The sequence below is a fragment of the Lancefieldella parvula genome (genome assembly GCF_963530955.1).
GTDB classification, from domain to species: domain Bacteria; phylum Actinomycetota; class Coriobacteriia; order Coriobacteriales; family Atopobiaceae; genus Lancefieldella; species Lancefieldella parvula_A.
The window spans coordinates 1-11,510 of record NZ_CAUSFQ010000039.1; the positions used below are offsets into that span (position 1 = coordinate 1).

Below are 11,510 nucleotides of genomic sequence, written 5' to 3' on the forward strand. Positions count from 1 at the left end.
TTGATTAGGAACATGTCGATTCTTCGGCAGAACCTACCAAAGCTGCGCTATTTTGTGCGCCAGGCTTAAAAGCCAACGCTAACACGCTGCAGAATCATAATCACCCGCATATGAACTGCCTCCCATTTCTTATGTCCAAGAAATGGGAGGCAGTTCACATTCGTCGGGCGCTTTTTTATGCCGTTTACGGATGTACATTTGGAACGCGACGTGTGTGCTGGTAAAATATTAAAAAGTTGATGAAGGAGGTACTATGTCACTGTATCGTCATCTACGTTCTAGTTTGGGTTCAGCCCAAAAAATTGCGCTTGCTGCCAGCACTTTTGTCATGACAGTTGCGCTACCCGTTATCGCATTAGCTGATGTTATTTCTACGCCAAACATTGAGAGGGATTCTAGTTTCCTGGTCATGGCTGCAATTTCTACTCTTGTGGCAGTAATTGGCTTCATTATGATCATAAGGCGTCGCAGGTAAAACCTTGTCCACAACACAGCAGATTCTTCCCAAAAAAGAAGTCACTACCTTTGCATTTGCGTTATGTCATTTTGTAGTTGACTTTGCATGCGTATCTACCATGCTCTGCGCGGTAAGCCGAGTGTTGGGCGAGTCTGGCCAGGGTTCGATGGAAGTTGTTGCGCTAAGTATTTTACTGTATGACATAGTTGCCTTTACCCTGCAGCTCCCTATAGGCATTGCGCTGGATCAGCTGGATAAGAACTCCTATGCCGCCTTACTTTCGTATGCTTTAGTGGGTGCTGGAGTTGTTCTTTCGCTGGTCCCTATAGCCCTTCTCGAGTGGCCTGCGATTCTTTTGCTTGCGATTGGAAATGCGCTCTTCCATAGTGCAGGTGGACTGAGCGTCCTTAATATCTCGCAAAAACATGCAGGACCTTCGGGAATCTTTATTGCAACTGGTGCAATTGGAGTCTTTTTAGGCACACAAAGTGCTCAAATGGGAAGACTTCAGATTGCATTTTCCCTGCTTGTGCTATTGTTCTTATGCGCGCTTATCACGCTTGTAGTACAAAAGGTTAACAAGAAGTACTGGAACGTGCATAACGTTACGTTTGATATTCCTAGGCTTTCGTCCAATACATTGCTTGCGATTGCACTGCTGAGCCTTGTGGTGGCGCTGAGAAGCTATGCCGGCATGGTTATGGCATTTCCTTGGAAGAGTGAGATGCTCTTACTGGTGTTAAGCATCCTTGGCGTATTTGCAGGTAAAGCGCTTGGTGGAATGGTTGCTGATCGTATTGGCTTTAGGACTACAGCTACCTTTTCGCTCATTGTTGCAGCCACCTTGTTTGTGCCCTCATGGGAGATACCGGTTATGGGCCTTCTGGGTGTATTTTTCTTTAACTTTACTATGTCCATTACGTTGGCATCTCTAGCAAACATCTTGCCTAACGCAAAAGGCACCGCGTTTGGACTGGCCAGTTTCTCACTAGCTGTAGGTGCGTTGCCTGCGCTCGCAGGATTCCGAATTGAGCATCCTGCGATGCTCTCTGGTATCAGTTTGGTCTCGGCACTTGCGTTGGGCGTAGGTCTTACGTTAGTCAAAGATTCCGTGGCTACAGGACCATTTGGTCATGAGCGTATGTTCCAGGCAGCACAAGTTGTTGAGGCTGTAGAGGAAGATGTTCTAATCGCAGAGCCATCTGATCAGGTTGATGAGCTTGCGGTTGAAGATGAACTTGCAGGAGAAGATTATCCTGTGGCTAAAGGTAAACTGGCCGCTGAAGGCAACCAAGCAGAAGGCTAATGGCATGGACGACCAAATATTTTTGTTGCCGTATTTGATTACCATTATTCCAATATTTGCGTTTTGTCTGATTCTGACTATTACTGTTGAGCTTATTGTCGCAAAATCGCTGGGCGTTAAAGACAATCAAGCGCTGTTGATTGTTGTTGCTGCTCAAGTGCTTACTAATCCAATTGCCGTTTTTATCACAAGCGCCCTTGTTGATGTGGTTGCTAACGACGTTCAGTACTGGGCGTGCGTCATAACTGTTGAGCTGGTTGTTATTGCTGTCGAAGGTCTCATTTACAAGGTAAAAAGAGTAAGCAACACCCCATGGACTCTTTCAATCTTGGCCAACCTTGCGTCAGTAACCGTAGGTATTCTCGTTCAAACACTTATATAAAAATTTGGCGAGAAACCCTTTGAATAGAAGGGGTTTCTCGCCAAATCTGGGTGATTATTTGAGTTGAAGCCTTAATGAACCATCGCAATAAGAAGAGCTCCGACCATAAGACCAATGGATGTTCTGAGAGCCGCTGAGGCTTGCCTGTGCAAGAGCTTTTGCGCGCGGGTTGCGTGCGTGAGCTGGGCTTCTGAAGTGTTGAGTGTACGCATTGGTCCTCCTTTCTTAGTTCTTGTCTAGTATATGCCTAAAAGTAAGCTTTGGTAAACTCTTTAGTATAAAAATGATACAAAAAACCACGCCGAGGGTGAGTCCAATCATTCCTCCAGAAGAGGCGTCTAAGTAATAACTGCCTGTTATTCCAATCAAAACGCTGACCGTGGCAATAAGCGGAGAAATCCAGAGCATATGTCGCATCTGATTGGTAAGAAGCCTTGCGCAGGCACCCGGAACAATAAGCAGCGAGACTGACAAAATGACGCCAACTGCCTGGAGCGATATGACAATTGCGAGGGCTAAGGCAACAAGCAAAAATGAAGTGAGTGTTTTAGTAGAAAGACCGATTGCTTGAACCTGCGTGGGATCAAATGAAAGCAAGGTCAGGTCCTTGTTTTTAAGGATGAGCAGGATTGCAATAGGCAGGCCAATACAAAGAACTTGCAGCATGTCGGGAGTAGTGACACCTAAAAGGTTTCCAAAGAGTATGTGCGAGAGGTTAATCTGACTTGGAACCTTGGATATGAGAACTGTTCCTAGTGCAAAAAACGTTGTAAATACAATGCCGATAGCAGTATCGGGGCGCACAATTTGGCTCTTTTTGACTTGTCCGACCAACACCACGGTAATGAGAGCAAACACAAGTGCTCCTACCAGATAGGGAAGTCCCAGCAGATGAGCAATGACCACGCCTGGGAGAATAGAATGCGAGATGGCGTCGCCCATAAGCGACCATCCCATGTGTGTGATCCAGCAGCTCAAAAGCCCGCAGACTATGGCGGTTGCAATTCCGGTGATGAGGGCTCGCTGCATGAATGCGTATTGGAGAATGTCTACCTCAGGCATGGAGCACCTCCTCAATGTGGGTATCTTCGGAAATACCAAGGTTCTGCAGGAGGGCGTCTCCAGAAAGAATTTCTTTCGAGGGACCCTGCGCGGTTATGGTTTTATTGATGACCAGGCAGAGCGGGAATTTTTGCTGGGCCAAATTGATGTCGTGAATTGAAACGAGCAATGTTTTGCCTTCTTTACTGAGGTTATTGAGCTGTTCGGTGATGATGGTTTCAGAGCGAGCGTCTACTCCCGCAAACGGTTCGTCGAGAAATACCAGCTCAGCAGCTTGCGCTATTCCGCGTGCCACAAAAACACGCTTTCTTTGTCCGCCCGAGAGTTGGGCAAGTGGACGATCTGCAAGGTCGGCCAGGTTAACGCGTTCAAGTGCCTGGGCAACCAGCTCTTTGTCCTGAGTGGAAGGTATGCGCATCCAGCCCTGATGAACATATCTTCCCTGCATAACAACGTCTTTTACGAGCAGCGGAAACGTTGCGTCAATTGCCTCCGTTTGAGGGACGTAAGCGACTTTTCCCTGCTTGCGCGCCTGTGAAAGAGGTTGCTGACCCCAAGTAAGTGACCCCTCCCATGCGATGGTGTCCATCAGCGCTTTGAAGAGCGTAGATTTACCGGCGCCATTGACGCCAACAAGTGCGCAAAGATCTCCTGTTGAAAGCGAGAAATTCACGTCATAAATGATGGGTTTCTCGCGGTCTTTTTTCTCGTACCAGGCGCAAAGTTGCGAAACACAAAGATTCATCGAACAATTACCTTCCCATGAGACCAGATACGATTGCGTCTGCATCGTGTTGCAGCAGGTCAAGATAGGTGGGCACGGGGCCGTCGGCTTCCGAGAGGGAGTCTACGTACAAGATGTTCTTCTCGTCAGTTCTGAGGACAGCACCCGTCTCGTCGGCTACCTGCTGCATTGCCTTGGGGCTTACCGTGGATTCGCAGAACACCGCAGGAATTTGCTGGGCTTTTACGGTTTCGACGACCTTGGCAATCTGCTGCGGAGTGCCTTCATCAGCGGCGTTAACGGCCCAAAGGTAGAGTTCCTTCATGTTGGTATCGCGGCACAGGTACGAGAACGCTCCCTCGCAGGTTACAAGCGTGCGCTGGCTCTCCGGCAGGGCGCTAAGCTCCTCAATCAGGTGAGAGGAGATGTTGTCGAGCTCCTTTTTGTATGCGTCGCCGTTGGCTTCAAAGTCTTTGGCGTGGTTAGGGACAAGGTTGCTGAGCGCGCGGACGATATTCTCGACATAGATCTTGCCGTTTGCGGGCGACATCCACGCATGCGGATTGGCTTGGCCCTGGTAGTCGCCCTCGGCGATGGGGATGGCGGTGATGCCTTCGCTGAGGTCGGCGCGCTGTGCTTGCGAGTCGGCAACAAAGCGTTCAAACCAGCGCTCAAGCCCCAGTCCGTTGTTGAGGATGAGCTGGGCCTTTTGCGCGCGCTTGAGGTCGTCGGGCGTAGGCTCGTAGTCGTGGATTTCGGCGCCGGCCTTGGTGATGGATTCTACCTGGCAGAACTCGCCCGCAACGCGAGAAGCCATGTCTTGGATCACGGTGAAGGTGGTCAAGACAAGGGGCGCCGAAGAGTTCTGGTTTTGTGCGGCGTCTGCGCTAGCAGCAGAATCGCGTGGGCTACATGCGGCGAGAGAAGCGATTGCTGCCACAGAGCTTGCGCCAAGCAAGGTGAGCGCTGACCTGCGGGATAGGAGAGGGTTGCAGGTGAGGCGCGATTGCGGGTTTGCGACTGCCGAGATATGCGTGCAGTGATGTTTCATAGTGACTTCCTTAAAAGATATGAGAGCAAGTAGCTACGGGGCTGAAAGCAAAAAACTGATAGCGTGAAGCCAAGAGTTAGGTGTTTGGAGCTACGAGCTCAACGGGTTTCTCGCCATATTGTATTCCTAAAAGTTAGCTTTGTCTAACTTTTTTAAATTAATGGAATCTTGAAAGCAAAAATTTGCGGACAAATGTCCAAAAGATTGAACATGAATTTTAATGTGTCATTTGTGTCACATTTTAAGCAAATTATTATCCTTTAGCTTATTTACCTTTGGATTTATCTCTTTAAAATAATTTTTCTATAGAAAATTATGTGAAGATGGTTAGAATTTATTTGTTTCCTAATGGTTTGTGCTCGTGAAAAAAAGGAGAGAGCATGGCATTCGATTTTACAGGTAAGCTGGTTCTGGTTACAGGCGGAAGCGCTGGTATTGGCGCTGAGATCTCCAAGGGTATTGTTGCTGGAGGTGGACATGTAATCGTTTGCTCTCGTCACGAGGACACTGGCCGCAAGTTTGTCGAGGAGCTCGGCGAGGGTAACTTCTTCTACACAATGGACATTGCAGATGCCGAGGGCGTCAAGAAGACCGTTGCTCAGATTCTTGAGGAGTGCGGCGACGTCAATGTTCTTATCAACTGCGCTGGTCGCATCAGCTCCGTTCCTTTCACCGAGGTTGACGACAAAGAGTGGAACAACACTATCAACACCAACCTCACCGGTACCTACAACGTAACTCACGCTCTCTGGCAGCACTTCATTGATCGTGGTGGCGCTCGCATTGTCAACGTTTCTTCCGTTGCAGGCAAGATTGGCGGCGGCCTCCTTGGTACTGTTGCTTACGCATCTTCTAAGGCTGGTATGAACGGCTTTACCAAGGCTATCGCTAAAGAGGGCGGCAAGTACGGCATTTCTTGTAACGCTGTTTGCCCATCCTTCACCATTACAGATATGACCACTGCACTCTCCAACGATGAGGAGAAGTACAAGAAGGTCGTAGGCATTATTCCTCTCGGCCGTCCTGCACAGGCATCTGAGCCTGCACAGATGGTACTGTTCTTTGCTTCCGACGCTGCTAGCTTTGTCAACGGTGAGGTTGGCGACTGCGACGGCGGCATCGTAATGGATTAGGTGATTGTTGATGGCTACAAAAGAACCAATTTCTCTTCAGCACCCATTTAAGGCACTGGGTCGCATTCCAGGCGCAAACATCCTGGTACCACTGCTTCTTGGCGTTTTCATGAACACATTTTTCCCAGATGTATTCCCAACGCTTGGTAGCTTTACTGCAGCTATGACCGTTAAGGGTACTGCTGCTCTGGTTGGTGCTTTCATGTTGTGCGTTGGTGCAACTATTTCGTTCAAGAGTGCACCAAAGGCTGCTCTACGCGGAGCAATCATCATCATTTCAAAGGTTGTGTTCTGCGTTGCTCTTGGTCTTGCAGTTCTATTCTTCCTGAACGACAACCTGCTTGGTCTTTCTTCCATGGTTATCCTTGCTGCTTGCTCTGGTGCAAACAACTCCATGTATGCAGGACTGATGGCTGATTATGGTAACGAGTATGAGCAGGGTGCAGTCGCAATTACTACGCTGGTAGTTGGTCCTCCAGTTACCATGCTTGCTCTTGGTGCAACTGGTCAGTCTCCAATTAACTGGTCTTTGCTTGGTGCAGTTCTCCCAATCATCCTGGGTATCCTGCTTGGCAACTGCTTCCCATCCATGAAGAAGATGCTCACAAGCGCTCTGCCAGCAATTATTGTCATGACCTTCTTTGCAATGGGCACAACCATGAAGTTTGATTCTCTCATTATGGCTGGTCCTGCAGGTATTCTGCTTGGTGTTATCTGCTCTGTTTGCGGTGGGTTTATCAACTACTTTGTTGATCGTGCAACTGGCGGAACCGGAATTGCAGGCGTTGCAATTTCTTCCTGCGCAGGTGCAAATGCACTTACACCTGCTGCTATGGCAGAGGCAAACCCAGCCCTGTATGGCGGCGCTGCTCTTGCAACAGCAAATGCACAGGTAGCAGCTGCAGTTATCGTTACTGCAATCCTGACTCCTTTGATTACTGGTTACGTTGCTGAGCACTTTGCTAAGAAAGACAACGCTTCCGAGGAAGTTGTTGAGGCTGCTTAATCGCTCTTAAAGTTTCAAGTTCAAAATCCCAGCACCTTCGGGTGCTGGGATTTTTTGTGCCTTGCGTGCCGTTGGTTTCTTGTAGAGACGCTCAAAGAAGGTCGATAGACGGCTGAAGTGGGCAGCGGATGCCTCAGACTCTTCGGAAAACGCTCAAATAAGTCTCCAAGTGGTAAAAAATGCGTTTAGTTGGGGTTTTCATTTTTCTGCATACAACGTTTGCCCAGATAAAAGTTTTTAGTGCGGTAAAAAATCGTCTTAGTTGTGAATAAATCGGCAAATTTTAGGTTTTCATCCCCAACTAAACGCGTTTTTTACCTTTTTTGGCACATAATTTTGAGGCAAGAAATTACGTATTCACAGGAATGCATTTTATGACCCGATTATGCAAAAAGGATCAGAACGGAACGTTCTGATCCTTAACTTTGTGATAAAACCTACGACCAGGTTTCGCTACAAGTAATTCCTGTAAGCAATATCAAGCAGCAACTACTTAATCAGGACATTTCCCTCATAGCTGTCATGAACGTCCTGAGGTGTAACGCCCATGTGCTTCTTATAGAGCCTGCTGAAGTAGAACGGATCATTGTAACCAACCGCCTCGGAGGTCTCGCGTACAGAAAGACCAGATTGAAGCAGCTGCTGAGCATGGTCAAGACGTTTTGCAATGATGAACGTCATTGGGCGAACGCCAAATGTTTGAACAAAATTGTTGGAGAAGCGCTGAGTGCTCATGCCACAGCGTTTAGCCAGACCAGGAATGGTAATTGGATCTGCAAAGTGAAGCTCAATGTACGTGCGAGCCTCGGCCATGCTCTCCTGGACTTTTTGGCTGTTGGTGAGCAGGAACATTGACTTAATGAGCTCGGTACCGTTGACAATTTGTGCGACACGGTTGTCCAGCGATGGGGTAGTGTTAAGTTTTTCCAGGTCAAGTGTCTTATCAAGAATACGATCGAATCCCTGAGGATCAAATGCGTATGCATTGAAGATTGGGCTGCTGGTATCTCCTTGAACGCCATCATAGTAGATATTTACATGGTCAAATGAGCGTCCATAGAGCGTGCGATACGTTACGGTCTGACCTGCAGGAGCGTGCACAACTGTGGTTCCTTCACAGATAAATTCTTTGCCGCCAATAGTAATCTCAGCTGATCCAAACACAGGAATAATGAAAACAGAATGAGCAAGCGAAAAAGTAACTTGGGAGTCAGCAATCTTCTGCTGGCGGTTGATCGAAAACACACTATACGTCTGCCGCGAATAGGTCTCTTTTAGCTCCTGCAGATTTGCCTGCATAGAATCTCCTCATTTCAAAAGCGCTCTAATGCGCCGAATATTAAAAATAACATGGAGAGTATTTTAGCCAGCAGAACCGCGATTGCAACCCCAAAATCAAATAAAATGCCATTTCAGGGGTTAAATTTTGATTAACGAGAAAGACAATTGCCTACGTAACTTTTATAGAATGATTTTAAAAAGAACAATTTATGAATAAATTTTGTCCATTCAAATTAAAGATTTTACGTTTTGATTGTTCGCTTTAAACTGCCGATAAATAGCGTTTTTTGATACCATAAATTAGTTATGCACAAATGGTTTCTTCAGGTTAACTTTAGATACTACAAACTTCTTTGAGATGTCGTAGCTTTCTTTTAGTTTTCATGAATTCCATTGGTTTTGCAGGTTTTAGGTTTAGGTTTTATTGGCTTCTGTAGAGGTTTCTCGTAGAAGGTTTGTATATGGAGCAGCTTGCACACGTTTTTTCACTTATCGTTCAGCCCGCATACGACTTGACCGGCAGTTGGTGGGCGGCAATCTTCCTTTTTACTCTTGCGACTAAAATCATCCTGATGCCCCTGGCACTTTGGACGCAACAAAATTCTATTGTTATGGTGCGCCTTATGCCCGAGACCTTCCGCTTAAAGACTCGCTACTTCGGCGACAGGGAGACCATCGAGGAGCGCTCCAACGAGCTCAACAAAAAGGCAGGCTATCACCCGCTATTGAGTCTTATTCCTCTGGCAATCCAGGTAGTCATCCTGTTCGGCCTAGTTGACGTTATCCATGGCATCACCGATTCTGGTGCGCCTGGCACAGAGTTTTTGGGCATGACCCCAATCATCGATGGCGGTATCACCTGGATTATGCCACTGGCAGCAGCTTTGTCCTCGGTTGCTCTTGGTCTTGCTTCCAACAAGCTGAATCCGCTTCAGCGCGAGCAGTCTCGTGCAGAGAAGAACACCACAAACGGCCTTTCTATTGCAATGTCGCTGGTACTTGCAGTCTACGTTGTCTGTGGCATGGCATTCTATTGGGTTTGCTCAAACCTTCTCTCAATCCTGGTCCAAATTGTCTGCAACATCATCATCGACCCTCGTAAGCAGGTTGATTACGACGATCTCAATGCTGCTCGCGACGAGTTTGAGGCAATGGACGCAGCAACCAAGTCCACTCACAAGTGGTTCCAGCGCGATCCTCATGCCGCTCGCGAAAAAGAGGACTACAAGCGCTTCTTTGACACCATCGGCAAGCACCTGGTCTTTTACTCCGAATCAAGCGGTTTCTACAAGTACTTCCAGGGCGCCATCGAGTGGCTGCTGGCAAACTCTGACATTCGTATCCACTATGTCACCTCTGACCCTAACGACCAGGTCTTTGAACTGGCAAAACAGCAGCCTCGCCTGATTCCGTATTACTTGGGTCAGCGTCGCCTTATCACGCTTTTCATGAAGCTCGACGCTGATGTTGTGGTAACTTCCCTCGGCGACCTGGAGAGCTCCTACATGAAGCGCTCCTACGTGCGCAAAGACGCTGAATACATGTATATGTGCCACCATATGACCTCCATGACGGTCACCTCAACGCGCAACGAGTACACCTACTACGACGACGTCCTCTGCGTTGGCCCTCACCAGCAGCACGATCTTGAGCTGGTCGAGAAGTACTACGGTACGCCATCCAAGAGAAAGCCTGCTATTGGCTACGATCTTCTCGATAGGTCAATCAAAAACTACCAGAAGCAGAATCTGGGCCAGCGCAAACCTGGCGAGAAACCCCTGTTGCTGATTGGTCCTTCGTGGCAGTATGACAACTTGATGGACAGCTGCCTTGACGGCCTGCTTGAGCAGCTCATGGGCCGCGGCTGGCGCATTGTGGTCCGCCCACACCCAGAGTATTTGAAGCGCTATCCTGCCCGCATGGAGGAGATTCTTGCTCGCTACGCTGACGCGGATCCAGAGGAACTCTCCTTTGAGACCGACTTCAGCTCCAACACTTCGGTTCTGTCGGCTGACCTGCTGTTTACTGACTGGTCGAGTGTTGCTGAGGAGTTCTCGTTTACCACGCTCAAGCCGTCGGTCTTCATTGACACTGCAATGAAGGAGAACAACCCTGACTGGAGCAAGATTCATTCGGATCCATGCGATATTACGCTTAGAAACGAGATTGGCCGCAGCTTTGATCCTAAGGACCTCTCGGGCCTTGGCGACGCGGTTGCGCAGATGCTTGAAGAGACCGATAGCTGGTCGCACAAGATTGAAGAGATTCGTAACAACATGATCTTTAATCTCGGCCACGGTGGAGAAGCCGCAGGTAAGTTCATCCTCGAGCGCGTTTTGGCGCACCAGGAAGAGGCTGCCGCTGAGGTTGCAGACAACGCTACTACCAAGAAGAACGCTGCTGCGGACGCTGCAGACGATGACGAGAAAAGCGACGACGTCAGCTCCACTAAAGACGCCACAAAGACAACTGATGAGGACGGTGTTTCTCGTGACTAAAACAACAACTTCTACCATGAGAAACTCTTGCAGCGCCGCTATTCAAAGCCGCGCGTCCTTCCTTCATGGAGCGTTTTTTGTCGCAGTACTGACGTTTGCGTGGTGGGCACTTCTACCAGCAACAGCTCAGGCTTACGTTGACCCGTCAGTTATGACCTACACCATCCAGGCATTGGCAGCAGTTGTAGTTGCGCTCTCTGCGGTCCTTGGCGTTGCGTTTAGGCGCTCTCGTAAGGTGCTCTTCCGTCTGCTTAAGATTGATGAGAACGCCAATAAGATTGTCGAAGGCAAAGTTCACAAGATTGACGCCAAAGGTGCAGAAGCTGCAAATACTCAGATGAAAGAAATCCTTGCAGCAGAGGCCGTCCGTCTCAAGGAACAAAAAGAGGGAACCCTCAAACCTAAGGGTCGCATTGGTGTCGCATTTCTTGTCTCTTTCTTTACTGTCTTTACTATCTTGGTTGTAGCCCCACTTGAGCTGGTAGCAAGCAATGCGCGAGACCTTTCTTTCAACCTCAATGATGTTGCAGGTCCCGTTATTATTGCAGGCCTTATTATTACGATCATTCTTACAGTGTTTCTATCGCTCCTGCGTAAGCGCGTGTTTAAC

General features: G+C 48.3%; 11 protein-coding genes and 1 pseudogene. 7 read left to right on the forward strand and 5 right to left on the reverse strand.

From position 1 onward, the window contains the following. The first annotated feature begins 253 nt into the window (after positions 1 to 253). Genes RWJ43_RS03855 through RWJ43_RS03865 form a run of 3 tightly spaced genes read left to right on the forward strand, consistent with a single transcriptional unit; the run spans position 254 to position 2,145 of the window. The gene (locus RWJ43_RS03855) at positions 254 to 475 is read left to right on the forward strand and encodes a hypothetical protein (protein ID WP_314007979.1); all 222 of its coding nucleotides are present in this window, start codon (positions 254 to 256) and stop codon (positions 473 to 475) included. A gap of 4 nt (positions 476 to 479) precedes the next feature. Next, on the forward strand, positions 480 to 1,763 hold the full coding sequence (locus RWJ43_RS03860) for a fosmidomycin resistance protein (RefSeq protein WP_314007981.1): 1,284 nt from the start codon (positions 480 to 482) through the stop codon (positions 1,761 to 1,763). A gap of 4 nt (positions 1,764 to 1,767) precedes the next feature. After that, positions 1,768 to 2,145, forward strand: coding sequence for a hypothetical protein (locus RWJ43_RS03865; RefSeq protein WP_314007984.1), 378 nt, complete (start codon positions 1,768 to 1,770; stop codon positions 2,143 to 2,145). A 71-nt stretch (positions 2,146 to 2,216) separates the two neighbouring features. Here the strand turns inward: RWJ43_RS03865 and RWJ43_RS03870 are convergent, their stop codons facing one another. Genes RWJ43_RS03870 through RWJ43_RS03885 form a run of 4 tightly spaced genes read right to left on the reverse strand, consistent with a single transcriptional unit; the run spans position 2,217 to position 4,775 of the window. Next, positions 2,217 to 2,357 (reverse strand): hypothetical protein, encoded by a 141-nt coding sequence (locus tag RWJ43_RS03870; protein ID WP_156921361.1) that lies wholly within the window; start codon positions 2,355 to 2,357, stop codon positions 2,217 to 2,219. A gap of 13 nt (positions 2,358 to 2,370) precedes the next feature. After that, entirely contained in the window at positions 2,371 to 3,207 is an 837-nt protein-coding gene (locus tag RWJ43_RS03875) for a metal ABC transporter permease (RefSeq protein WP_035426855.1), read from the reverse strand. Further along, entirely contained in the window at positions 3,200 to 3,952 is a 753-nt protein-coding gene (locus RWJ43_RS03880) for a metal ABC transporter ATP-binding protein (protein ID WP_314007991.1), read from the reverse strand. Before RWJ43_RS03880 ends, RWJ43_RS03875 begins: the two co-directional genes overlap by 8 nt. 7 nt (positions 3,953 to 3,959) lie before the next feature. Next, a complete protein-coding gene (locus tag RWJ43_RS03885; RefSeq protein ID WP_314007994.1) occupies positions 3,960 to 4,775 on the reverse strand; it encodes a metal ABC transporter substrate-binding protein in 816 nt (271 codons plus the stop codon). 587 nt (positions 4,776 to 5,362) lie between these two features. Here RWJ43_RS03885 and RWJ43_RS03890 point away from each other — a divergent pair. Continuing rightward, complete coding sequence (locus RWJ43_RS03890) at positions 5,363 to 6,115, forward strand: SDR family NAD(P)-dependent oxidoreductase (RefSeq protein ID WP_035435680.1); 753 nt, start codon at positions 5,363 to 5,365, stop codon at positions 6,113 to 6,115. A 10-nt stretch (positions 6,116 to 6,125) separates the two neighbouring features. After that, positions 6,126 to 7,121: a 2-keto-3-deoxygluconate permease gene (locus tag RWJ43_RS03895; protein ID WP_314007998.1), complete on the forward strand. Its 996-nt coding sequence runs from the start codon at positions 6,126 to 6,128 to the stop codon at positions 7,119 to 7,121. A 489-nt stretch (positions 7,122 to 7,610) separates the two neighbouring features. Here RWJ43_RS03895 and RWJ43_RS03900 read toward each other — a convergent pair whose 3' ends face one another. After that, positions 7,611 to 8,420, reverse strand: coding sequence for an AraC family transcriptional regulator (locus RWJ43_RS03900; RefSeq protein ID WP_314008001.1), 810 nt, complete (start codon positions 8,418 to 8,420; stop codon positions 7,611 to 7,613). A 443-nt stretch (positions 8,421 to 8,863) separates the two neighbouring features. Between RWJ43_RS03900 and RWJ43_RS03905 the strand changes: the two genes are divergently transcribed. Beyond that, positions 8,864 to 10,900: a YidC/Oxa1 family membrane protein insertase gene (locus RWJ43_RS03905; RefSeq protein WP_314008004.1), complete on the forward strand. Its 2,037-nt coding sequence runs from the start codon at positions 8,864 to 8,866 to the stop codon at positions 10,898 to 10,900. Further along, positions 10,893 to 11,510, forward strand: a pseudogene (locus RWJ43_RS03910) (hypothetical protein); the annotation flags it as partial. The gene RWJ43_RS03905 and the pseudogene RWJ43_RS03910, both read left to right, overlap by 8 nt.